The organism is Bacillus sp. SKDU12, from assembly GCF_010093085.1.
Classification (GTDB): domain Bacteria; phylum Bacillota; class Bacilli; order Bacillales; family Bacillaceae; genus Bacillus; species Bacillus mexicanus.
In genome coordinates this window covers 12,227-35,221 of sequence record NZ_MSRC01000017.1, presented here as the reverse complement: position 1 = coordinate 35,221, position 22,995 = coordinate 12,227, and the positions used below count along the sequence as shown (strand labels likewise).

Below are 22,995 nucleotides of genomic sequence, written 5' to 3'. Positions count from 1 at the left end.
CCAAACAAAACATTCTACAGCACATTTACCCGCAGCATTCTTCATATAAACTGCTAATCTGCTTAATAGGATTTTAGGTCTACACCTGCATACAGGGTCATACATATTTGAAATAAGCCTTCCTGGCAGAAAAAACATTTGGAAGCGCTTACTAATTTTATTGTTAAACGAGGGAGGTCATATCGTGCTTGCTGTACTTGGTTTTGTGATGATCATTGTTTTTATGTACCTCATTATGTCTAACCGGCTTTCCGCTCTTATTGCGTTGATTGTTATTCCTGTTGTGTTTGCATTGATAAGCGGCTTTGGCAAAGATCTCGGCGAGATGATGATTCAGGGTGTTACAGACCTCGCTCCTACCGGAATCATGCTGTTATTCGCCATCCTGTATTTCGGTATTATGATTGACTCAGGTTTGTTTGATCCTCTCATTGCAAAAATCCTATCGCTTGTCAAAGGAGACCCCTTAAAAATCACTGTAGGAACTGCGGTGTTAACGATGACCATTTCGCTGGATGGAGATGGAACGACAACCTACATGCTTACCATCGCAGCGATGCTGCCGCTTTACAAACGGCTCGGCATGAATCGTTTGGTGTTAGCGGGAATTGCGATGCTCGGTTCGGGTGTTATGAATATTATTCCGTGGGGCGGACCGACGGCGAGGGTTTTGGCTTCCTTACAATTGGATACGTCGGAGGTCTTTACGCCGCTGATTCCCGCCATGATCGCCGGCATTCTCTGGGTAATCGCCGTTGCTTATATTCTTGGAACAAAAGAACGGAAGCGGCTCGGCGTCATTTCGATTGAATACGCGCCGTCTTCTGATATAGATGCACCGCCGCTCAAACGTCCCGCTCTCCAATGGTTTAATCTGCTGCTGACTGTCGCTCTGATGGCGGCTCTAATCACCAGCCTGCTGCCGCTCCCTGTTCTTTTTATGACCGCGTTCGCCATCGCCTTGATGGTCAACTATCCAAATGTCAAAGAGCAGCAGAATCGGATTTCGGCGCATGCGGGAAATGCGCTAAACGTTGTTTCGATGGTGTTTGCGGCAGGTATTTTCACAGGCGTTCTCTCCGGCACAAAAATGGTCGATGCGATGGCACACTCTCTCGTTTCACTCATTCCAGATGCCATGGGCCCGCACCTGCCGCTGATCACAGCCATTGTCAGCATGCCTTTCACCTTTTTCATGTCGAATGATGCCTTTTACTTCGGGGTCCTTCCCATCATCGCAGAAGCCGCTTCCGCTTACGGAATAGACGCCGCTGAAATCGGAAGAGCCTCTTTGCTGGGCCAGCCGGTGCATCTTCTCAGCCCGCTTGTGCCTTCCACCTATCTATTGGTCGGAATGGCAGGTGTCAGCTTTGGCGACCATCAAAAATTCACCATCAAATGGGCCGTGGGGACAACGATTGTGATGACGATGGCGGCGCTATTGATTGGGGTTATTTCGTTTTAAAATAAAACGCCGGTGGAAATCCTCTTGTACTGTATCAATCTACAATGAGTAAAGTGGCAGCATAAGGGTCACAAAGAAAGAGCCTGGCTATATTGAGGCAGCAGGCTCTTATCACATTTAATATTATTTTTTTGTATAACGTACCCAGTCATAATGAGCGTATAGCGGTGTTACTCCATTGTAGGAACCGAGCCAGTCATCGACACCTGTACCATTCCACAAGTTCATCATGATCTTTCCTGGCGTAGTCGGAATTTGGCTTGTCGCGGTATGCTTTAATTGTCCATCGACGTACCATTTAATAGAGTTTGGCTGCCAATCAAATGCATACGTATGATAGGAGTTGGCAGCATCAAATCCGAGATCCACAAGCTTCTCATGGTTTCCTGCACCATTCGTATAATAGTTAAATTGGACCTTTGTTGTGTCTTTTCCTAAAAATTCGATATCAATCTCATCCCAAGGAGTTCCATCCGTTGGACCTGTGTAAGTGAAGAACGAAGAAACGATCCCTACATTTTTTGCTGGTTTCATCCTGACTTCATAAAGCCCATAGCCATATGTTTGAACTGAGCGGTTTTCCCCGCAGTCAAACTTGTTATAAGACGGACTTGTCAATGCCAAACGCAGTTCACCTGCTGACGTCATTGATACGTTATTTGCACGCCAAGTGCAGTTGAACATATCCCCATTCGAATAACCATTTGCTTTTTGCCATAAACCAGAGTTATAGCTGTTAAAAGGGTCATAAAACGATCCGCCTGTTTGAGCCGAGGCAGTAGAAGTGACTGCAGACAAACTTAGAAACAATCCAGTGACAAGAAGCAACAACACTCGTTTCATACGATAAGACATGTTGGCATCCCCCTTTGTTTGAAAGCGTTTTCCTAAATGATCATACATGATTCTTTTAAAAGGGAACATCAGTCAAAATAATGATAATAACGACTTGTACTTACTAGAACCCTGTTACTATCATTTTCAGCTTAAAAAGTAAATTAGACTCAGCTTTTTTAAACATAAAGGTAATGAGGCGGATCGAATTCTAGGGAACATGTTTGGTATCCCTTCTTCAACACGGCGGTTTTAACAAAAGAGAAGGAAAATGAATCGATGTACTACCAGTCAAAGAGTCTATTCAATATAAAAGTCTACTCGCTAAGGCTAAAAGAAATATGATCAAGGGATATCTTGCGATGTTGCAAAAAAAATAATTTACAGTCACAAATTCATCTCGGCTGACGTAAGGAAATCAAGTCAATGGCTCACTTCTAGCTGTTTAAAAGCGCCAAGCCCGTTTTCTATGGTGATGAGTGGAGAATGCCCTTTGTACATTCTTTTGGTGTCAGCCAATATCATCCGGGAAAGACGGGAATGGTCAATACAATTCATTTAGCACCGGCTGCCCGGGCTGTTTTTGAAGCAGCGTCTCCAAATGGCGTTTAAATGATGCCTTGTCAGCTCCCTGCTTCTTAACAATACTGTTCATGATTTTCACACTTTCGGCGCTATATTGCGTATATTGTTTTTTCAGCTGATCCAGCTGCTGTCTCGTCTGCTTCGCGTTTTTCGTTGTGACCTGGCTGATGAGCGTCATCATACTGTCAGACACCTCAAAAAAGGCATCTCGATTATCTTTCAGCTGCTGCATTTCAGCGCGGCTCATTTCTTGGTTTCGGGTTTTTTTAAGCAAAGCGATTGCCTCACTGTTTTGTCTTTTTAGCGATTTGTTTTCGAGTTGAATCGATTCAAGGTTCTCCTTTGCCTTGTTTGCTGCTTCTTCAGTCATGCTGCTCCGCACGAAATATTCAGGATTGCCGATTCCATAATCAAATGCTTCGCTTACACGTATCATGGCACTGAATACAATCGCCAGCTGCATATCGCTCGTGAGAATTTTGAACTCCTGATTATTCTTATTGCTCATCGGTTTCGCTGCGGTATATTTTACTGTCTTTTGGCCGCAATCTGCAAACGTCTGAGCCTCGCCATCACTTTCGCATGCGCTCATCACAAGAACTGTGACCAGCAGGCTTATATACAAGCCTATTCGCCTCATGCTCTATCTCCTCTCTGCTGAATCTCTTCTGGAAAATGCGGAAAATATAGTGAAATGGTACCAGATATTCCGGTACCCATCAATAAATCAAAAGTATGATTTAACAGCCAACACATAAACAGTTTGTAAAATTAACGTGCATTTCATTCTTTTCATAATTGATCCTCGTACAATGGTAGTATCGTTTCCGGAGAGGGGCTCTGATGATGAAGCGTTTTACGAAACAAGAAAACAGCTGGATGTTATATGACTGGGCAAATTCCGCCTACTCGATTGTCGTGACCACCGCGGTGTTTCCGTTGTTTTATAAATCAGCGGCTTCGGAAAGCGGTGTCGGCGCCGCTCAATCAACTGCCTATTTAGGCTATACTATTGCGATGTCGACATTTATTCTCGCCATGCTCGGACCGATTTTAGGCACGATCGCCGACTATGAGGGGTGCAAAAAACGGTTCTTCGGTTTCTTTGTGTCTGTCGGTGTCGCCAGCACTGCGCTGCTTGCCTTTATCCCGAGTGAACATTGGCTGCTTTTATTGCTGTTTTATACGATATCAGCTATCGGCTTTTCCGGCGCCAACGTGTTTTATGATGCCTTTCTTGTTGATGTTACGTCAGAAAAACGCATGAATCTCGTTTCGGCACAGGGCTTTGGCTTAGGCTACATCGGAAGCACCATTCCATTTATCATCAGCATCGCTGTCATCCTGCTCGCTCAAGCAGAGATAATTTCGTTGTCTGTACCGGCCGCAAGTCGGCTCGCCTTTTTCATAACAGCTGCCTGGTGGGGTCTGTTCACCATCCCGATGCTGAAGCATGTCCATCAGCGCTATTCCATCAAAAGAGAACCCCGTATCGTTATCAACAGCTTTAAGCGGCTCGGCCAAACGATGAAGCGGATCAGACAGTACCGGGCGCTGTTCCTCTTTTTGCTTGCTTATTTCTTTTATATCGACGGAGTCGGCACGATCATTACGATGTCGACATCCTACGGATCTGATTTAGGGATCAGCCCCTCAAGCCTCCTGATTATCCTGTTTGTCACTCAGGTCGTCGCCGCGCCGTTTTCCATTGTCTACGGAAAACTGGCAGAACGCTTTACAGGGAAGACAATGCTGTACGTCGGGATCGTCATTTATATGATTGTCTGCGTATACGCTTATTTTCTGGAGACAACACTGGATTTCTGGATACTGGCTATGCTTGTCGCTACCTCGCAGGGCGGCATTCAAGCCCTAAGCCGTTCTTATTTCGCCAAGCTTGTGCCTAAGCGCCACGCCAATGAATTCTTCGGCTTCTACAACATTTTCGGAAAATTCGCCTCGATTATGGGGCCGCTGCTTATTGCCGTTACCGCCCAGATGACCGGAAAATCCTCGACTGCGGTGTTCAGCCTGATTGTGCTATTTGTAATCGGAATTGTGATTCTCGCGTTTGTTCCCGAAGAGGCCAGCGCCGATGTCAGCCGGCAGAAAAATGACCTGCCCCTTTAAGAGGGAGCAGGTCACTTCATCATTTATTCGCTTTATTCACCTTGAGCTTTTTCCCTTTAACGGTTGTGTCCTTCATCACCTTAAGAACATGAGGGCCTTTACCATTTAAAATCTCCACATAAGAGGCGTTATCCATAATCGTGATGATACCGATATCATCAGCTGACACGCCGTCAATTTTGGCAATCGTTCCTACAAAATCAACCGCTCTGATTTTCTTTTTCTTTCCGCCGTTAAAATACAGCTTCATAATGTCTTTATTCAGCTCTTCGCTTTTGTCCTTTTTGATGTCCGGACGATCATTTAATTTAGATAGAAAATCAGGTTTCTTCTTTGCCACTTCCTCTTGAGAAGGCGCTTCTATTTTTTGAATGTCAAAGCCGATATATTCTTCAATGTCGGCTAAAAACCGTTTTTCGAACGCGGTGACAAACGAAATGGCCTTCCCTTTATTCCCTGCACGCCCCGTCCGGCCCGTGCGGTGGACGTAGCTTTCCTTTTCGAGCGGCAGGTCGTAGTTGATGACAAGGGAGATATTTTCAATATCAATCCCGCGCGCGGCGACGTCTGTCGCGACTAGGTACCGGTAATCGCCCCGTTTAAATTCATTCATGACGTCAAACCGATCTTCCTGAATCATTCCGCCATGAATTTTATCGCATGGATAGCCTAAGTCATCCAATTCATCGGTCAGCTGGTTGACATGCTCTTTCGTCCTGCAGAAAATGATGCAGCTGTCGGGATTTTCGGTCATCAGCACATCTTTCAGCAAAGCAAGCTTATTCTCTTCTCTTACTTGAATCACCGCATGTTCAATATTCTTTGTGGTTAGTCCTGCCGCTTTGATTTCAATATGCTCCGGATTTTGCATATATTGACGGCTCAGCTTCTCAATATCCTCCGGCAGCGTCGCTGAAAACAGCATCGTCGTACGCTCAGTCGGCAGATGCTTGATAATCGCCTCCACCTGCTCGATGAAGCCCATATTCAGCATCTCATCCGCTTCATCAATAACCAAATAGGAGAGACGGTCTAACGGCAGTGTGCCCTTTTCGATATGATCTAAGACACGCCCCGGTGTGCCGACAACAATATGGCTTTTTTGCTTAAGCTCAGCCTTTTGTTTATCAAAGGATGATTTCCCAAACACGGCTGTCGCTTTGATCCGTTTGAATCGTCCGATGTTCGTAATATCCTCTTTTACTTGCACCGCCAGCTCACGGGTCGGTGTCAGGATCAGCGCCTGCGGCTTGTTTTCATCCCAATCCGCCAGCTCACAGAGGGGAATCCCGAATGAAGCTGTTTTCCCGCTTCCCGTCTGTGATTTGACGACAAGATCCTTTCGTTCAAGGGCAGCCGGAATCACGCTCTGCTGTACCTTCGTCGGTTCTGTATATCCCAATCCTTCTAATGCTCGTAAAATGTCATGACTGATTTGATAGTTTTTAAAATGACTCATGTATAAACTCCTGTCTCTTGCAGATGTTCTCATTATACTCTAATTGGCGAAGGCATATGTGTTTTGTCGAAAAATGATGCAGTAAAACCAGCAATGTCGCATTAGTGCGATTTCCGGGTGGTTGGATACAGCTTATCTCTGGCCATATAACGCAAGGGATTGTCCGGAGCGTTCAATGTAAAGGGTACTGAGCTGAAAACACTCAAGTTAATGTGGTGTGTTTTTTCTCTTGGCTAAAGCCAAGCGCACCATCCTATGAAAAATGCATACTCGGCAGTTTTCTTTTTATAACAACTGTAGGCGGAACGAAGCCGATTTACTCCGACCGTTCAACCATGATTGATAAATATAAACAAAGTGAATATAACCTTCGCTATATCACATTGTTTATGCTCTGTCTTACTGCGTCACTATCATCAGGAGTATGCTTATTTCTGATGAAGCTTCCATACTTAATAACACCATTCACATCCTTTTTATCTTTCTCATCGCCATTACTATCCCGGCTATCCTCACTTACACAGCCTCTGTCTTTAGAATTTGGCGAGTCAAGCGCAGAAACCCCAACCTTGAGTGAAGGCTGGGGCTTGCTTAGTCATAAAACGATTAATAAAGAGAAGAGAATGTATACAGAATCGTTTTTTAGTTCCTGGGTTACTACATTTAAACCTGTATTTTGTTTTATAGCTCTTAGATGCTTTGCTGTAGCTCAAGTTAGTATGCCTTGTCTTCTGTTGCATCTCGGCTTTTATTTTCCCGCTTCCAGATTCTTTGGCAGTAATGCTTGCATTTGTCCCTTGGCCTGAGTGCCAAATCTGAAATGTTGGTGAATATGTATAGTTTTTAAATGAACCTGAATGGTAGTAGGTCGTCCAAATACTTTCTTTTCGCATCCAATTTTTAGCTTAAGTTTTGTTACCAGCAATATAAATGTCTGGAATACTTATCAAGGGCAATAACAAAAGCCGTAAATGTCATGATCAATTTCTTTTTCATTATGTAATTCCTCACACACACAATGATGATAGACCAATGCTTTAACTATTACCTGTTCTGCTAGTGATATATCCTTGATTATACCGAAAGAACGTTCAGACATAAAAAAGCAGCTGTATCCAACAGCTGCTTCGATATTCTTTCATAAAATCTACATTTGAGAATCTTCAGCCATAACTTCCACTTTCCCCTGTCTTCTGACAAGCGTCAAAGCCATGCCCGCAAAGATCATTACAATGCCAAGTGTTTGATAGAGGTCTGGGCGAAAGCCTGTTAAGACGGTATCGAGTACAATTGCGACAGCTGGGTCAAGGAAGACAATGATTGAAATAAATTTCGTTGATAAAAATCGCAAACTGTCAAAAAACAGCAAATACACAATACCTGTATGAATGATACCGGTAGATACCACCATGATCCAGTTTCCTTGAGACAGATCAGCAAAAGTGCCGAAGTGAATAAACGGAATCAGGATAACAACCCCTAAACCGGTTTGCAAAAATGTGGTCGTGTAAGGGCTGAGGTTTTGAATGCCTTTCCCTAATAAAGTAGTGAACGCATAAAACAGTGCGGCGAGAACTGCCCAAATGATTCCTGACCCCATCAGCTGTGTAAATGAAGTACTGCCGTTAATTCCGGAAATCAGCGCCGTTCCTAGAAAACAGATGACAATGGAGCTGACGGAAATGACATGTAATCTCTCTCTGTAGATGATGCTCCCCAGAAGAAGGACAAGCACCGGCGCAAGGTGATAAACAGAGATGGCAATCGTAACAGATGTTTCTTCAAAAGACTTAAATAAAAACACCCAGTTGAATACAAGAAAGAAACCGCATGCCAATGTTTGCAGCACATCCCTCTTGCTCCACTTTTCGGTTTTATACTGACCGGACGCCAGCCAGCAGAAGCTTAAAAATAGCGTCGCGCAAAGGCAGCGGACAAATACCAGTTCAAATGACGGCAGATTGGTATGCTCTGAGAAAAAGCCGATTGAACCGAAAATCACCATGGAGATGACCATTTTCAGTACGGCTGTTGATTTTTGTTTTTGTGCCATTAAGAGATCTTGCTGCATCAAGCGTATTCTACCTCCAGTTATGTATAGGGAAAAGCACCCCACTGCAAGGTGCTTTTCCTTTTTTATAGTTTCTTGCCAGCCGTCCAGCCTCCGTCTATGACAAAGTTTGAACCTGTAATAAAGTGCGCCTCATCAGAAGCCAAATACTTCATACAGGAAACGACATCACTCGGTTGCCCCCACGTATGCAGGGCATGGTTATCTTTAATCAGCTGAACCATTTCTTCGTCTTGAAAATACGCTTCCGTTAATTCTGTCTGGATCACGCCCGGCGAAATGCTATTCACCCTGATTCCCATTGATCCGAATTCCATAGCAAGCTGCTTTGTCAATCCGATAACCGCATGCTTGGAAGACACATAGGCAGCCCGAGCAGGCTCTGCCATCAGCCCGGACACAGAGGCGATGTTGATCACACAGCCTCGTATTCCCAGCTTAGACCATAGCCTTGCCGCATCTCGTGAAAGAATAAAAGCTGCCGTGAGATTAATGTCTATCACCTTTTTGAATGCATCTGCTGATAATTCAAGAACAGGGGTGATTTCCCTTATTCCTGCTGCATTCATTAAGATGTCAGGAATCAATCGGCTTTGTTCAAGCTTTGGCAGCAAGGATTCCGCCTGCTGGACATCAGACAAGTCTGCTTCTTCCATGTGAAAATCATTGTTGACTATAAATTCTGACATTTTATTCGTTTGAATATCTACTCCAACGACCCGAAAGCCGTCTGCTAGAAATTGCTGTACCGCCGCAAAACCAATTCCGCTATTTGCCCCAGTAATCATTATAATCTTTTTTTTCGCCATTTTACATTCTGCCTTTTTTCATTTTGGTAATTCGAAATAATCTGAATAATAATATTTGACAACATATTACAAATATTTTAGCATGGTGTTACATCCTCTATTTTCCACATTTTCTATCATACAGGATATGTCCGAAAAAATCATCTACTTTTTAAGGAGAGATCGATATGGTACAAGTGTCAAAAGAGTTACAATCTGATATTGCTAACTATGCTTCTTATTTAACGGAAAACGGCTATTCTTATATTCCAGCAGATTTCTACCAGCAAAAAACAACAGACAGCGCAGTGCACGAATTACAGCTTACATATGATGATTTGAAAGCAGACCCTAAAGGAGGCGGCCGTTACAGAGCGCACTCTCGCTATATTCTGGCCCCTCACTCTGACACCCTTGAATTAGATCCTGATAATGGATATTTCCAATCGAAAGAATACAATTATGATGACGGAGGTATTGTCAGACAATTCGATAAAATATCAGACGAGTTTTTGCAGCATCCAGTGACGCAGCAAATGATACATTCAAACGTAGAAATAGCCCGTCAAACCGATTTAGTCGATTGGGAGAAGGAAGTGATCGTCGGGCTCCATCAAGTCAGATACCGTGTCACTCCTGAGGCACCATCATACAGTTCTCCTATTTGGCTGCACCGCGATGATGAACCGCTTGTATTCGTCCATTTGTTTCAACTGAGCGAAGATGCTATCGGCGGCGATAACTTGATTGCTCCGTCTGTCAAACAAATTGATAAAGTGCTGCGGCTGACGAACCCGCTTGAAACACTCGCTCTCGGACAAAAAGTCTTTCATGCGGTAACACCAGTCGGCACTGCCAATGCAGATGGCGCGCATCGAGATATCCTTTTGGTTACCTTTTCTAATAAATAAAAGACAGATATATAACCATTTTAAAATAACCACAAAGCATGTTCATTATTCCAAATTTCAGGTCATTACAATGAAGAGAAGAATGAACAAAAACCGTATAAAAAAGAAAAATACCTACGATGAAATGACTAGATGATTTTTTTCATATTTATAAATTTTCTGTTTCAAAAACGCCCCGGCTTCTCTGCGAGCCGGGGTGTTTTTTACCAGCACGAAGGAAGAACCAATAAATACTATTATGTTCAATGGAGTTAACTATTGACGAGAGGGGTAATACTGTTGATATCACAACTTACATTTTAGAAAGGAAAGATGTTAATGGAGTCTATCTGGCTGGAATATGCCTGGACATTGTTAATTTTAATCGGATTAGAAGGACTGCTGTCAGCAGATAATGCTCTTGTACTGGCAGTGATCGCCAAACATTTACCCGACGATCAGAAAAAAAAAGCAATAAATTATGGAATTATCATGGCATTTGCCTTCCGGTTTGCAGCGCTTTTTGCCATTTCGTTTATCGCAAATGTCTGGCAGATCCAAGCAATAGGAGCTGCTTATCTTCTTTACCTGGGCTTAAAGCATGTGATAAAGGCCCAGTTTGGGAAAAAAAATGAGAACATTCATAAGGAGGACAAAGAGGAGGCTGCCGGGAAAGGCTTCTGGCCCACAGTCGGGAAGATTGCTTTAGCGGATCTCGCTTTTGCCATTGATTCGATACTGGCTGCAGTTGCTTTAGCACTCGGTCTTCCGGATTCACCGCTTAATGATTTCGGCGGCATGGATGGAGGACAATTTATTATTGTTGTCCTCGGAGGGATTGCCGGCCTGATCCTGATTAAGTTTGCAGCAACCTGGTTTGTCAAGCTCCTTAATCAGCGCCCTGCACTGGAAACAACCGCTTATGCCATTGTGGCCTGGGTCGGAGTCAAACTGGTGGTTATTACCCTTGCCCATGAAGATATTGGAATCCTGGACCACAACTTTCCGCATGGCACAACCTGGACGCTGATCTTCTATGGCGTCTTAGTAGCCATTGCATTATTCGGTTGGTTTGCGCCGGCCAATAAAGCAGCGAATAAATAGAAGATTTAAAAGCATCAATGGAAAGAAAGGATATGATAAGCTACTTACCTTCGAATAAAAACTCAGAAAGTCGGGGACTAAACTTGATAGCCAGTTAACCAGATGGAGGCGGCTTTCCTTACCTTATTGGTCAATGAAAGGCGCCTCTTTTGGTAAAACTGTTTTACAATTTTAATTTTATCAACGAACAATTAAAACCGGGCAAGGCGATAATTGTGATACTTTATGGCTGACGCTTCCAAGCATTATTTCTTTCAGGCCGCTGATGCCTCGGCTGCCGACAACGATAAGGCTGATGCCTCTCTCTTTTGCCGTATTCAAAATTTCATGAGCCGGCTCGCCATTCACGTAGATCGTTTCAGCTTGAACACCGTTTTCAGCTGCATTTTCTTTTGCATTCTCGAGGATTTTCAGACCTTCTTTTTTAACCTCGCCCCTGATTTCTTCAATAAAATGTTCAGGCACATAGGTCATTCCCGTCAGAGAAGAAGTCGTGACAACGGCTTCTCTTCCCACATGAAGGATGCTTAGCTCCGCCTGCTGTTCATTAGCCAAATGCACTGCGGCATCAAGCGCTTTCGCACTCATATCTGATCCGTCAATCGCAACTAATATTTTGTTAAACATGCTCATCCCGCCTTTCGGATCGTGGGTGGTTCATCTTTCTCTTTTATTGTCCGCCTGCTTCCGGCTATTGTCAATTGAAGTGCGTGAGTTTTCAATAAGTTGTCAGAGACTCTCTCCGTTTGTGGCGATGACCTGCTGATACAGCTGACGCTTTTTTTATTCCCGCAGTGGATGTGCTAAGTGGGCCCCATGATGTGTAGCCGATTAAGTCAACGCCGTCCGGCAGTGTTTCTGTTGTCTCCATTTTGCAGATTTCTTTCACCGGCGGAATTTTAGTTTGTGTTGGTCGAATTGTTAACGCAGACTATAACTAAGCGAATAACTTTTATAGCGGTAAGTCATTTTGTTTTTCCGCATAGTTTATTACTGCAATTTGTTTATCCAACCTTTTTTCAATCCATAAAGAGTATTCCAGTCGTGAGTTACATGATGTACTTTGAAAGTATTTAAGGTGATTTTCAATTTCTAACCTCCTTACATTTTATGTATCATTAAATAAAAATAATTCCAAGTTGATTTTTAAATATAACCTTTACCTTTGGTTCGTTATGAATATATATAAATAAAGTAGAATTATACTTCTTTAATTGAGTAACATTTATAAATTCAGATTCAAAAACAAGCAACTCATTGAAGGTGAGACTTAGATTGCACTCCAAAGCGTATACATCCATTGTCAGAAATCAGTTTAAAGCCTTGTATATCCTCTATAGTATACATGAGTACGTCTGCAAGCGGATCACTCGACACGCATATGGGCTCACTATCAAACAGTTCTAATAAATCATATTCATTATAAATAGTAAAAATTATAAACCACCCCTCAACTTTTTTATTGTTGCTTGAAAAGATGGTAATTGTCAAAAATCTTGAAAGGTTCGTCCCTCAAGGTTTTTCTTTGTTTTAATGCTTCTTCTAATATGTTGATTTCAATAATGAATCATTTATTTTTCTCAATAAAAATTTCTCATCTATCTTCTTCACTTTTTATATTTAAACAGAGTCTCTTAAAAATTCTATGCTTATCCTATCAACCTTTATCTCAACATGTTCCCCAATCAAATAAGGATATTCAGAAAAATACTCATCTTCATCAGTAAGAACGATTCCTGCATCAATTGAATTCTCTTGCAAAATTCCCCTAATATAATATTGATATCCTAAACCAATTCGTTCTAATTCTTTTGTTTTTTCTTTACTTTCATGAATAACTAACTCATCCAAAATCGTAAAACCAACTAACACAGGATATTTTTTCCCCACTTCAATTTCATAAGGACAGACAGAAGAAAAACCTGTAAATTCTATCCCTTCTATTTCGAGAATCACTTCCTCTTCGATATGTGGATCAAGTTTTTTAACAAGCGCCTTATATATCATCTTAAGAACCTCCCGTCTAATCTGCTGGATTAATTACTGGAATATTTTTTCCGTTAATTGTCTTCCAAATCTTTTTTCCACCCTCAGTATGATAGGTTGTAATTTCCCCTTTATTATTAGTACCTACAAATTCAAATTTCGCTTTACCGTTTCTGCTATTACCCATAAACTTAACATAACCTGTTCGGATTTCACCCTTATAATTATAATTAACTTTTATACCGTTTTTGATCACTTCTTTTGCACCTTCAAGATATTCATCAGCATTTTTATATAATTCACCAAATTCATTTCCATGTTTATAGAAATGAGATTCTAGCTTTTCCCTATCTGCAAAATTAGAGGGGTTTTTCCCCTTACCTTTAATATCTTTTCCAACATTCGGAACCCTCTTTACTGCTTTCTCTCCCTTACTCCACACAAAAACATACTTCCCAACTTTAGCAAAAGGAATAATAAAAAGAGTACTCAACATTCGTTCATCAACTGGAATTTTTTTATAGGTTTCAGGATCTTCGCCAGTTGTTGCCCGAATTCCATCATTAACAATAAAAAACTCACCTATTGTATCCGTTACTTTTCCTAAACCAGGTACTTCTTCATCAATATTCTTTACCCCGACAGCACTTTTGCCGTCTGGAATCTTTTCAACAATTTCAATATTAGGTTTACCATTTTTAAGATATCGTCGAACGATTTGGCCATTTTCGTAGATACTGTATACTCCGCCGATATAGTTTATATCTGCTTGATTCCTCACAGTTTCATCAGCAACATCTACTCTTTGGACCACTTTCCAGCCTTTAACGTTATAAAGTTTACCATTTATCACTCGAATATCTCCAGCTGCTTTTGGAGATATCTTAGCTGCTTCTTTCTGTAATACCGTTACGTTACTGTCATCAGCATGAATCTCACGCTCAATCTTCTGTTGTTTGCTATCCTTCATCACGGTATCAACGTTGGACTGCTTATGTTTCTCCAACTTCTTCAACATCATCTCCATCGGTGATTCATCCGGCTGTTTCATTTGCGGATTGATGGCGCCGAAGGTTTGGTTGATGTTTTCTTCTTCCTGAGATTTCAAGATAGAGCCGGTTTTGTATCCTGTGATTTCGATTTTCGGACCGGTGTACATCGTTTCGAGCTGATCAATGTATTTTTTCATTGTTTGAAAATCTGATTTTGCTGTTTCTAGTGCTTGGGTTTGCTGGCCGTCAAATTGAAAGAGCTTATGCAGGGTGTCTGAAATCAGCCGTTCAGCCTGTTCTGTTTCCACCCGGAAAAAGGAGTCATTAACTGTCGGCAGGCTGACGATGTGGCCGATGGCTGATGTTTGGCGATTCACTGCGTCTGTGAGCTGTTCTGTTACTTCGCGCGCATGCTTGACCCCGTGTCTCGCATCGTGTGAGAGAAAAGCCTCTGCGATCATGCCGTGGGAGTCAGATTCTACCGAGGAAATCGCATGCTGCGTTTGTTTCAGCACTTTTTTGTATTCGTCGATAAACATGCCAAAGAAAAGGAGAAAAGGCTTGTGGCACTCCTCGTAAAAGGTCCGGATGGCGTCTCCGCCTTTTCCTTTTAGCGCGTCCTTCATGCCTGCCAGATGCTCAACGCTTTTTTCCAGCTTCTCCAGCTGCTGTTTTTGCTTGTCCAGTTTCTCAATCGTATGCTGAATGCCCTCGTGAAGAGCGTGGACATCTAATGTTTTCAATCCCTTGTCCTCCCGCGCTTTATTTCATGGAAGATGATATATTTTCGTCCGTTTCCTTCATGGCGTTTACCGCGCTTTCCGTTTGTGCGATATGTTTAGCCAAAACGGACGCATATGCTTCAGTGAGCTCTTTGATGTCCTCATTTAATTGCTCGATGGACTTCACAACGTTTAAATGGTTTCGGCCTGAGATGTGGCCGGGCACGGAGGATTTGAGTTCAGCTGAATTCTTGAGCTGTGAGAGCCCTTGCTTCACTGTGCCATACACCATTTTAATTTCCTGTGCCATTTGTGCTCACCTCACTTTTTATGTTTTTCCTTCTCTATTTCATGCTCTATTCTTGTGATTTGGCGTCTGATGGAATAGACATCGCCCTCTAAGGAGTGGATTTTTCCTTCGATGCTTTCGATGATTCCGCTGACTTGATCGCTTTTAATTTGCTGATATGCTTTGTTCATTCCTTCACGAATATCTTCGAATCGCTCCGCATGTGTTCCTCTCCATGCCTCTCGGTTAAGATGAGGCCGGTGAATGAGACGCTGGCCCTCGGAAAATTCGTGTTTGATTTGCCTGATTTCGTGCAGCACTCGTTTTAATTGATGGATCTGTTCCTGTTTTTCATGTAAGTCGGCTTTTACCGAATGTAACAACATTTCACTATGCATGCCGCAACACCTCGTGTTTCTATCAAACTGTGTCAATTCTTTACAATACAGACTATTTTCATATTACATGATGGGTCATATTGGATAAATGGGTAAAAGGGATTGTCTTTAGAAGAGGAATTCCAGTTCGAAATTACTGAAATTTCGATTCCTATGATTTTATAAGAGGGATAACCAGAATTGACAGGCCTTATTATCTAAGCCTTTAAACTCATCTTCACTTCTGGTTTTTTCTTTAGTCGGACTATTTCATATAGTCAATATAGATGATAAAAAACGTTATCACGTTCTTACCCCCACTGGGTGGATGTACTGCTTCAGAAAGCAAAAAAATCCAAACCTCGTAAAAGGTTTGGACTCTTTTTTATCCCGTAATCACCGTATGAATCAGCTTCGGCGCCTTTGCTTCCGCTGCGATGCGGATGTTTTCATAGACTTTTGCGATGGCTTCATCGACGTTTTCGCGGTTGGCGTAAAGCGTCACGAGCGGGTCGCCTTTTTCTGCCTTGTCGCCGACCTTTTTGCGGAGCATGATGCCGACGGCTAAATCGATTTCGTCTTCTTTTGTGGCGCGTCCGGCACCCAGCAGCATCGCAGCGACGCCGATTTCGTCCGCGACGATTTCGGAGACGACGCCCGCTTCTTTGGCAGGCACATCAATTTGATATGCAGCTTGTGGAAGCTTAGACGGATCGTCAACAATCGAGCTGTCGCCGCCTTGGTTTTTCAGGAAGTCCTTGAACTTCTCAAGCGCTTTGCCGTTTTTCATGACCTCTTCCAGCTTTGCTCTCGCTTCGTCTAAAGTATTGGCTTTTTTCGCAAGCACAACCATCTGGCTTCCGAGCGTTAAGACAAGCTCATGAAGATCCTCAGGCCCTTCGCCTTTGAGCGTGTCGATCGCTTCTTTCACTTCAAGCGCATTTCCGATCGCAAAGCCGAGCGGCTGGGACATGTCAGAAATAACAGCCATTGTTTGGCGGCCGACGTTATTGCCGATGCGCACCATCGCTTTGGCGAGTTCAGCCGCGTCTTCTTCCGTTTTCATGAAGGCGCCCGCTCCCGTTTTCACGTCGAGCACGATGGCATCCGCCCCAGCAGCGATTTTTTTACTCATAATCGAGCTTGCAATCAGCGGGATGGAATTGACCGTTCCCGTTACATCACGAAGCGCGTACAGTTTTTTATCAGCAGGCGTTAAATTGCCGCTTTGGCCGATGACGGCGACCTTGTCGCGGTTCACAAGCTTAATAAATTCGTCCTTCGACAGTTCCACGTGGAAGCCTTCGATTGCCTCTAATTTATCAATCGTTCCGCCCGTATGGCCGAGGCCGCGGCCGGACATTTTGGCAACCGGCACATCAAGAGCCGCAACTAGCGGAGCGAGAACGAGTGTTGTCGTGTCGCCGACGCCGCCGGTAGAGTGTTTGTCGACTTTAATTCCTTCAATGGCAGAAAGATCAATCGTTTCACCGGAGTTCACCATAGCCATCGTCAAGTCCGCGCGTTCACGGTCACTCATATCCTGAAAGAAAATCGCCATAGCAAGCGCGCTTGCCTGATAATCTGGAATGCTTCCGTCCGTATAGCCGTTCACGAAAAACTGGATTTCTTCTGTGGTGAGTTCGTTTCCGTTTTGTTTTTTGATGATGATATCTACCATTCTCATGTATAGTCACCGATCCTTTTCAATTATGTTCAGTAAATCAAGCCCACAATTGCCGCTGATAAAAAGCTGACAAGCGTAGCGCCGTATAATAATTTCAGACCGAAACGAGCGACGACATTTCCTTGCTTTTCATTCAGTCCTTTCACCGCTCCGGCAATGATTCCGATCGAGGAGAAGTTTGCAAATGACACAAGGAATACCGATACAATCGCTGTTGTACGGCCGCTGAAATGGAAGCCGTTTTGCGTGAGCGACGTCATGGCGACAAATTCGTTGGATACCATTTTTGTTGCCATAATGCTTCCCGCATTAACAGCTTCATTCCATGGGATACCAACAAGGAAAGCAAATGGAGCAAACACATATCCAAGGATGTCTTGGAAGGAAATACCGAATACCGCGTTGAAAATGCCGTTAATGAGGGCGATAATCGCGACAAATCCAATCAGCATCGCAGCGACAACAACCGCTACTTTGAAGCCGTCAAGGATGTATTCTCCGAGCACTTCGAAGAAGGATTGTTTTTCTTCTTCTTCAACACGAAGCATATCCTCTTCTTTGGCAACCTCGTAAGGATTAATAATGGAAGCAATAATGAAACCGCCAAATAAATTCAAGACCAGCGCTGTTACGACATATTCCGGTTTCAGCATCGTCATATACGCACCGACGATTGACATGGATACGGTTGACATTGCAGAAGCGCACAATGTATACAAGCGCTGCTGATTTAAAAGGCCAAGTTCTTTCTTCAAGGAAATAAATACTTCCGATTGCCCTAAAATAGCAGAAGCAACTGCGTTATATGATTCCAGTCTTCCCATACCGTTTATCTTGCTGAGGGCAAGACCGATATATCTGATAATAAAAGGAAGGATCTTCCACTTTTGCAAAATCCCGATCAGAGCGGAAATAAACACGATTGGCAAGAGAACATTCATAAAGAATGTCGTTTGATCCGCATTCACCAGACCGCCAAACACAAAGTTGATTCCTTCTGCCGCGTATCCGAGCAGGTAATCGAATCCTTTCGCAAACCCTCCGACGAGGAAATTCCCTATTCCGGTATTGAGGAGAATGTAGCCAAGAATAAATTGCAAAATGAGCATAATAACAATTGGGCGGATCTTAATTCTTTTTTTCCCGCTGCTTGCGATCCACGCAAGGCCTAAAAACACGATTAAACCGATAATCCCAATCAAATACTTCATATGTGTTCTCCTTTATTTGTATTAGCTTGCGAAAATTTTTCCCTCAGAAAATGGAAAGCAGTCTGCCCACCAGCTTTTTAGTAGTTGTCTCCGCCTGTTGCATGTTCTCCTTTGACAATAGAGACACCTGCGCTGGCGCCGATTCGGCTTGCGCCCGCCTCGACCATCGTGTCTACATCTTCTTTCGTTCTGACACCGCCGGATGCTTTCACGCCGATATCAGGCCCTACTGTTTTTCGCATTAAGGCGATGTCTTCTTTTGTTGCGCCGCCTGTAGAGAAGCCTGTTGATGTTTTCACAAAATCCGCACCCGCTGAAACTGCTAAACGGCAAGCTCGTTCTTTTTCCTCATCAGTCAGAAGGCATGTTTCGATAATGACTTTGACAAGCGCTTTTCCGGCTGCGGCTTCCACCACACCGCGGATATCCGCTTCCACCACGTCATCTTCTTTATCTTTCAAAGCGGCAATATTAATAACCATGTCCACTTCAGTGGCGCCTTTTGAAATCGCATCTTTTGTTTCGAACGCTTTTGTTTCCGTTGTATTGGCACCGAGCGGGAAGCCGATGACCGTACAAACGTCAACTCCAGTTCCCTTAAGCTCCTTTGCAGCAAGCTCCACCCAAGTCGGATTAACACATACTGACGCAAATTTGTATGCTTTCGCTTCTTCGATTAATGTTAGAATGTCCGCTTTTTGTGTATGCGGTTTCAAAGCTGTATGATCAATTATGTGAGCTAATGACATCCTTCGCACACTTCCTTTTTTGTTAAGATATTTTTTAGCATAACCGACTTTTGAACATATGTAAATTAGTAAATGAAATTTTGTTCAGCGAACGGTTTGCGCGTGTCACAAACCATTAACAAGCGCCCTTGCGGTGTGCTGGTCAATGATTAATACGTTGGCATATTTTCCAGTTAATGCACCATGTATGGACGACACTTTTCTGCTCCCTCCAGCCACTAAAATGGAGCGCTCCTTCAGCCTGAGGTCTTCAAGCTCGACACCGATGGTCCGGTCATTGATAGCCTTGCTGCAAACATTCCCTCTCGCATCAAAAAAGCGTGAACAGATATCTCCGACGGCCTGTGTTTTCAGCAGTGCTTTCTCTTCTTCATTAAAATAGCCAAGCCGGAATAACAGGGCTTCATCACGGACAGTTCCCACTGTAAAGAGAGCGATATTTGCCTGTTTGCCCATCTCAATGATCCGCTCAATATGACGGTCTTTCTCTACCATTCGCTTCACATCCGCATGATCAAACACGACGGGAAGCGGGAGATAACGCGGAACCGTTTGAAAAGCCTCTGCAAACAGCTGAATCGTTTCGGCGGAATACGTGTTTACCTGAGAGTGGCTGATGCCGCCTTTCAGCTGAACGACCTCAACGCCTTTCACCTGCTTTGGCAGCATGTTTTGCGCGATTTGGTACATGGTGGTTCCCCAGCTGACACCGACAATGTCGCCGTCATTGACCGTTTCATGAATATATTCTGCACCATAGCGGCTTAGGTGATGTGTGATTTCTATATAATCGGGTGTCGGGGAAAAGACAACATGCGCCTCGAGAAGCCCGTATTTCTCTTTAAGCATGGAACCGAGCGCATCCAAATCCTCAAAAGGGTCGATGACGCGAATCTGGACAAACCCTTTTTCCTTTGCATATTGCAGCAGCCGGGAAACGGTCGGCCTTGAAATGTTGAGCTGCTCAGCAATTTGCTGCTGACTGTAGTCAGACTGATAGTAAAGCCTTGCCGCTTCTATGCTTAGTTGTTGTTTTTCCCGATCCATTCCGCACCTCCTTGTGGATCAGTTCATGATGAAACTGCTCTCGATCTGCTTTTATTATACAGGCTGGCCCCCGCTTTCATCCACCTGATTTCTGAGAAACTGAAAAACGCTCTGGACGCGTTTGCCCAGAGCTTATTCCTCCCATGTCATATGCTGATAAACGCCTTTCATAATCGCGTACAATCCATATAAAATCAGCCCGCACGCCAAAATAGACAGCATCATTTTGCCATGCGGCTGCTGTGCGAGTTCAGCGAGTGCACCGTCAAAGCCTCGTGTGTCGTCAGGATCAGCGGTCATGGCTGTTTTTATGAGAAAATAGCCGATGGCCGAGAAAATAATTGCGCGGGCGATATTGCCTGCGCGTCCGATGTTTTTTGTAATGCATATCATCTGTCTATTCATTTTTGACGTATCGAATTCTTTCATAAAAGTAGCCCGGACACTTTTCAAAAATTGAACAATCGCAAATAAAATAAAGCCTGCACCTGCCAGCCCTGTGAGCCCTCGGCCGAATGGCTGCGCCAATACATAAGCGGACCACGTCTGTTCAGAAGTGCCGCTGTTGCCATGGCCAAACACTAATCGCAAGGCATTCCAAGCAATGGATGCGTAAACAACGGCACTGAAAAAATTCCCCATTCTCCGTGACAGGCCGCGCCTGCTTGTTCCGTGACCCTCCGTATCCTTGAGGGCGCTCAGCACCATCCAGATCACATAACCGATGAGACCGACGCCAATGAAAAAAAGCAAAATGGATCCGTACGGCATGTGCGATAAGGTGCGGAGCGCTCCGTTCGAATCTTTTGCGCTGCCTGCACCTGATGCCGTCATAAATGCCAGAATCCCGAGCAGGATAAAAACACCGCCGAATGAAAAATAACCAAGCCGTCCAAATTGCTTGACCAAAGGCTTGGCTCCCTGTTTGATTTTTGACATACTCTGGTCTTTCACGGCCATGTGTCCAACCCTCTTTCACAGACAGAATCATTACATCTACATTCCCGATTACTTAAAGCTTGAAACAGTTTCTGCTTTAGCCGTTTTTTGCTGAGGCATGTAGTTGCCAATCAGAAATGATATATTCCCTTTCTGAAAACTGCACAATGCCAAGCATTTAACGGAGTGAATGTTCTCATTGTGTGAGACCGATAAACAAAAACCCAGCCTTTTACAAGGCTGGGTTTCATTATTTCGCCAAAACAAACTCATGAATCGCGTGCGCAACACCATGTTCATTATTGGAACGTGTTTGAAAGTTTGCAGCTTCCAATACTTCCGGGATGGCGTTTGCCATGGCAACGCCGCAGCCCGCCCATTCAATCATTGTCAGGTCGTTTCCGTTGTCACCTATGCACATGACTTCGGCCTGCTCAATTCCGAGCAGCTGCGACAGCTGGCGCACAGCATTTCCTTTGCTGGCTTCGGGATGAAGAATTTCATAAAAGAAAGGCGCGCTTCTAACCATCGTGTATTTTTCCCTCACGTCATTTGGAATCGAGGTAATGACGCAGCTTAAGTTCTCCGGTTTATCAATAAACATCACTTTCGGAATGAGGATATCTTTTGGCACTTCATCCATCTTGCGGAAATGGAGCGGCACTTGTGTCACATACGATTCGTATACAGTAAATTCGCTGATATCGCGGTTAGGCGTATACAGGTTAGATGTATCAAAGAAATGCATCGGCGTCTTCAGCTCTAGGCTCAGGTCATATAATGAAGTCAAATCCTCATAACCGAGAGACAGCTCCGTAACCACTTCATTTGTATGCGTATTTTGAACAAGCGCTCCGTTATACGCGATGACATAATCGCCTTCTTCAATAAGATTCAATTCATCTAAGTATCTTCGCACACCCCCGATAGGCCGGCCGGTGCAAAGCACAATTTTCACGCCTTCCGCTTTTGCCGCGTGAAGCGCGTCGCGGACTTCCTCTGTGACTTCATGACGATCATTTAAAAGGGTTCCATCCATATCAATTGCAATTAGTTTATACATTCCGCATCTCCTTCGTGTCGTTTTCAGGCTATAGTCTCATCATATCGTTTTTTCTTTTTGATATTCAACTGGAAGAGATGGTTTTCTCCGCGTTTTATGCAGACGCCGCCCTTGTCTTCGGATGCGTGTGCGCGGTTTTTGCTTTCTTTCTGTCTCCATGCCGCCGTTTTCTGCTTTTTCCTGTTTCATCAGCAGGAAGCCGGCAGCTATAAAAGGAATACCGGTGATATTCAAGACGGCAAGCTTCACACCCGCCGCCGTCAAAAAGAATCCCCATGCAGAGGCGGGATTTCGTCTGATCATGATGTAAGCGGTCATTTCCAGAACAATCAAGATAGCATGAAGAACTGCACAATACATCAGCGTAATAAGCGCAAAAAACAACACATAATTCACAAAGGCCCCTGAATAGATCATAGACCGCAGCATTTGTACAAACGATAAGGACTGCATTGATCCGCCGACGACATTTGGGTTATAAATCGTATAGTCACTAAATAGATGTTTGATCTTGAGAAAAGCCCATAATATAAATCCCCATTGAATGATATGTAAAATGAGTCCTGTAATCACCAGGCTTTCAGCTTTTTTATTTCTCATATGTCTC

General features: G+C 43.7%; 21 protein-coding genes and 1 pseudogene. 4 read left to right on the top strand and 18 right to left on the bottom strand.

Annotated features, from left to right (window positions below; all coding sequences use genetic code 11):
• Positions 1-184 precede the first annotated feature (184 nt).
• Positions 185-1,465, top strand: a complete 1,281-nt coding sequence (gene citH / locus BTW01_RS14405; RefSeq protein WP_162103646.1) for a citrate transporter CitH — start codon at positions 185-187, stop codon at positions 1,463-1,465.
• Between the two features lie 123 nt (positions 1,466-1,588).
• Here citH and bglS read toward each other — a convergent pair whose 3' ends face one another.
• Together bglS and BTW01_RS14395 are read right to left on the bottom strand one after the other, a co-directional pair.
• Positions 1,589-2,320 (bottom strand): beta-glucanase, encoded by a 732-nt coding sequence (bglS, locus tag BTW01_RS14400; RefSeq protein WP_162103645.1) that lies wholly within the window; start codon positions 2,318-2,320, stop codon positions 1,589-1,591.
• A gap of 523 nt (positions 2,321-2,843) precedes the next feature.
• On the bottom strand, positions 2,844-3,524 hold the full coding sequence (locus BTW01_RS14395; protein ID WP_162103644.1) for a hypothetical protein: 681 nt from the start codon (positions 3,522-3,524) through the stop codon (positions 2,844-2,846).
• 203 nt (positions 3,525-3,727) lie between these two features.
• Here BTW01_RS14395 and BTW01_RS14390 point away from each other — a divergent pair, with 203 nt between their 5' ends.
• Positions 3,728-5,014 (top strand): MFS transporter, encoded by a 1,287-nt coding sequence (locus BTW01_RS14390; RefSeq protein ID WP_162103643.1) that lies wholly within the window; start codon positions 3,728-3,730, stop codon positions 5,012-5,014.
• A 19-nt stretch (positions 5,015-5,033) separates the two neighbouring features.
• Here BTW01_RS14390 and dbpA read toward each other — a convergent pair whose 3' ends face one another.
• From dbpA to BTW01_RS14375, 3 genes are all read right to left on the bottom strand, one after another.
• On the bottom strand, positions 5,034-6,473 hold the full coding sequence (dbpA, locus tag BTW01_RS14385) for an ATP-dependent RNA helicase DbpA (protein ID WP_162103642.1): 1,440 nt from the start codon (positions 6,471-6,473) through the stop codon (positions 5,034-5,036).
• Between the two features lie 1,147 nt (positions 6,474-7,620).
• Positions 7,621-8,544, bottom strand: coding sequence for a DMT family transporter (locus tag BTW01_RS14380; RefSeq protein ID WP_162103983.1), 924 nt, complete (start codon positions 8,542-8,544; stop codon positions 7,621-7,623).
• Positions 8,545-8,609: 65 nt separating this feature from the next.
• On the bottom strand, positions 8,610-9,353 hold the full coding sequence (locus BTW01_RS14375; protein WP_162103641.1) for an SDR family NAD(P)-dependent oxidoreductase: 744 nt from the start codon (positions 9,351-9,353) through the stop codon (positions 8,610-8,612).
• 167 nt (positions 9,354-9,520) lie between these two features.
• Between BTW01_RS14375 and BTW01_RS14370 the strand changes: the two genes are divergently transcribed.
• Both BTW01_RS14370 and BTW01_RS14365 read left to right on the top strand, forming a co-directional pair.
• Positions 9,521-10,243, top strand: coding sequence for a 2OG-Fe dioxygenase family protein (locus tag BTW01_RS14370; protein WP_162103640.1), 723 nt, complete (start codon positions 9,521-9,523; stop codon positions 10,241-10,243).
• Positions 10,244-10,561: 318 nt separating this feature from the next.
• Positions 10,562-11,326 carry a TerC family protein gene (locus BTW01_RS14365; RefSeq protein WP_162103639.1) on the top strand — a complete coding sequence of 255 codons (765 nt, stop codon included), beginning with the start codon at positions 10,562-10,564 and terminating at the stop codon, positions 11,324-11,326.
• 180 nt (positions 11,327-11,506) lie between these two features.
• Here the strand turns inward: BTW01_RS14365 and BTW01_RS14360 are convergent, their stop codons facing one another.
• The 13 genes and pseudogenes from BTW01_RS14360 to BTW01_RS14295 all read right to left on the bottom strand — a co-directional run bounded on the left by BTW01_RS14360 (position 11,507) and on the right by BTW01_RS14295 (position 22,988).
• Positions 11,507-11,953, bottom strand: a complete 447-nt coding sequence (locus BTW01_RS14360; RefSeq protein WP_162103638.1) for a universal stress protein — start codon at positions 11,951-11,953, stop codon at positions 11,507-11,509.
• A gap of 102 nt (positions 11,954-12,055) precedes the next feature.
• Positions 12,056-12,179, bottom strand: a pseudogene (locus tag BTW01_RS14355) (hypothetical protein); the annotation flags it as partial.
• Between the two features lie 767 nt (positions 12,180-12,946).
• Positions 12,947-13,333: a hypothetical protein gene (locus tag BTW01_RS14350; RefSeq protein WP_162103636.1), complete on the bottom strand. Its 387-nt coding sequence runs from the start codon at positions 13,331-13,333 to the stop codon at positions 12,947-12,949.
• Between the two features lie 16 nt (positions 13,334-13,349).
• On the bottom strand, positions 13,350-15,047 hold the full coding sequence (locus BTW01_RS14340) for a T7SS effector LXG polymorphic toxin (RefSeq protein ID WP_238391427.1): 1,698 nt from the start codon (positions 15,045-15,047) through the stop codon (positions 13,350-13,352).
• A gap of 19 nt (positions 15,048-15,066) precedes the next feature.
• Positions 15,067-15,336: a YwqI/YxiC family protein gene (locus BTW01_RS14335; protein ID WP_162103635.1), complete on the bottom strand. Its 270-nt coding sequence runs from the start codon at positions 15,334-15,336 to the stop codon at positions 15,067-15,069.
• An 11-nt stretch (positions 15,337-15,347) separates the two neighbouring features.
• Entirely contained in the window at positions 15,348-15,713 is a 366-nt protein-coding gene (locus tag BTW01_RS14330; protein ID WP_162103634.1) for a YwqH-like family protein, read from the bottom strand.
• Positions 15,714-16,077: 364 nt separating this feature from the next.
• On the bottom strand, positions 16,078-17,379 hold the full coding sequence (locus BTW01_RS14325; RefSeq protein ID WP_162103633.1) for a pyrimidine-nucleoside phosphorylase: 1,302 nt from the start codon (positions 17,377-17,379) through the stop codon (positions 16,078-16,080).
• A gap of 29 nt (positions 17,380-17,408) precedes the next feature.
• Positions 17,409-18,590 carry a nucleoside permease NupC gene (nupC, locus tag BTW01_RS14320; protein WP_162103632.1) on the bottom strand — a complete coding sequence of 394 codons (1,182 nt, stop codon included), beginning with the start codon at positions 18,588-18,590 and terminating at the stop codon, positions 17,409-17,411.
• A 77-nt stretch (positions 18,591-18,667) separates the two neighbouring features.
• The gene (gene deoC, locus BTW01_RS14315) at positions 18,668-19,339 is read right to left on the bottom strand and encodes a deoxyribose-phosphate aldolase (RefSeq protein WP_162103631.1); all 672 of its coding nucleotides are present in this window, start codon (positions 19,337-19,339) and stop codon (positions 18,668-18,670) included.
• A 105-nt stretch (positions 19,340-19,444) separates the two neighbouring features.
• Positions 19,445-20,386, bottom strand: coding sequence for a sugar-binding transcriptional regulator (locus BTW01_RS14310; protein ID WP_162103630.1), 942 nt, complete (start codon positions 20,384-20,386; stop codon positions 19,445-19,447).
• A 132-nt stretch (positions 20,387-20,518) separates the two neighbouring features.
• Positions 20,519-21,346 carry a DUF1206 domain-containing protein gene (locus tag BTW01_RS14305; RefSeq protein ID WP_162103629.1) on the bottom strand — a complete coding sequence of 276 codons (828 nt, stop codon included), beginning with the start codon at positions 21,344-21,346 and terminating at the stop codon, positions 20,519-20,521.
• Between the two features lie 229 nt (positions 21,347-21,575).
• Complete coding sequence (gene yidA, locus BTW01_RS14300) at positions 21,576-22,388, bottom strand: sugar-phosphatase (protein WP_162103628.1); 813 nt, start codon at positions 22,386-22,388, stop codon at positions 21,576-21,578.
• A gap of 39 nt (positions 22,389-22,427) precedes the next feature.
• A complete protein-coding gene (locus BTW01_RS14295; RefSeq protein ID WP_162103627.1) occupies positions 22,428-22,988 on the bottom strand; it encodes a hypothetical protein in 561 nt (186 codons plus the stop codon).
• Between the last annotated feature and the right edge of the window lie 7 nt (positions 22,989-22,995).

What these genes read in the sequence shown, in the direction of transcription:
- BTW01_RS14370 (WP_162103640.1), top strand. Translation starts at nt 9,521, where the DNA reads ATGGTACAAGTGTCAAAAGAGTTACAATCTGATATTGCTAACTATGCT.
- BTW01_RS14305 (WP_162103629.1), bottom strand. Translation starts at nt 21,346, where the DNA reads ATGGCCGTGAAAGACCAGAGTATGTCAAAAATCAAACAGGGAGCCAAG.
- yidA (WP_162103628.1), bottom strand. Translation starts at nt 22,388, where the DNA reads ATGTATAAACTAATTGCAATTGATATGGATGGAACCCTTTTAAATGAT.
- BTW01_RS14380 (WP_162103983.1), bottom strand. Translation starts at nt 8,544, where the DNA reads ATGCAGCAAGATCTCTTAATGGCACAAAAACAAAAATCAACAGCCGTA.
- BTW01_RS14360 (WP_162103638.1), bottom strand. Translation starts at nt 11,953, where the DNA reads ATGTTTAACAAAATATTAGTTGCGATTGACGGATCAGATATGAGTGCG.
- BTW01_RS14390 (WP_162103643.1), top strand. Translation starts at nt 3,728, where the DNA reads ATGATGAAGCGTTTTACGAAACAAGAAAACAGCTGGATGTTATATGAC.
- dbpA (WP_162103642.1), bottom strand. Translation starts at nt 6,473, where the DNA reads ATGAGTCATTTTAAAAACTATCAAATCAGTCATGACATTTTACGAGCA.
- nupC (WP_162103632.1), bottom strand. Translation starts at nt 18,590, where the DNA reads ATGAAGTATTTGATTGGGATTATCGGTTTAATCGTGTTTTTAGGCCTT.
- BTW01_RS14365 (WP_162103639.1), top strand. Translation starts at nt 10,562, where the DNA reads ATGGAGTCTATCTGGCTGGAATATGCCTGGACATTGTTAATTTTAATC.
- deoC (WP_162103631.1), bottom strand. Translation starts at nt 19,339, where the DNA reads ATGTCATTAGCTCACATAATTGATCATACAGCTTTGAAACCGCATACA.
- BTW01_RS14310 (WP_162103630.1), bottom strand. Translation starts at nt 20,386, where the DNA reads ATGGATCGGGAAAAACAACAACTAAGCATAGAAGCGGCAAGGCTTTAC.
- BTW01_RS14335 (WP_162103635.1), bottom strand. Translation starts at nt 15,336, where the DNA reads ATGGCACAGGAAATTAAAATGGTGTATGGCACAGTGAAGCAAGGGCTC.
- BTW01_RS14325 (WP_162103633.1), bottom strand. Translation starts at nt 17,379, where the DNA reads ATGAGAATGGTAGATATCATCATCAAAAAACAAAACGGAAACGAACTC.
- bglS (WP_162103645.1), bottom strand. Translation starts at nt 2,320, where the DNA reads ATGTCTTATCGTATGAAACGAGTGTTGTTGCTTCTTGTCACTGGATTG.
- BTW01_RS14330 (WP_162103634.1), bottom strand. Translation starts at nt 15,713, where the DNA reads ATGCATAGTGAAATGTTGTTACATTCGGTAAAAGCCGACTTACATGAA.
- BTW01_RS14295 (WP_162103627.1), bottom strand. Translation starts at nt 22,988, where the DNA reads ATGAGAAATAAAAAAGCTGAAAGCCTGGTGATTACAGGACTCATTTTA.
- BTW01_RS14395 (WP_162103644.1), bottom strand. Translation starts at nt 3,524, where the DNA reads ATGAGGCGAATAGGCTTGTATATAAGCCTGCTGGTCACAGTTCTTGTG.
- BTW01_RS14375 (WP_162103641.1), bottom strand. Translation starts at nt 9,353, where the DNA reads ATGGCGAAAAAAAAGATTATAATGATTACTGGGGCAAATAGCGGAATT.
- BTW01_RS14350 (WP_162103636.1), bottom strand. Translation starts at nt 13,333, where the DNA reads ATGATATATAAGGCGCTTGTTAAAAAACTTGATCCACATATCGAAGAG.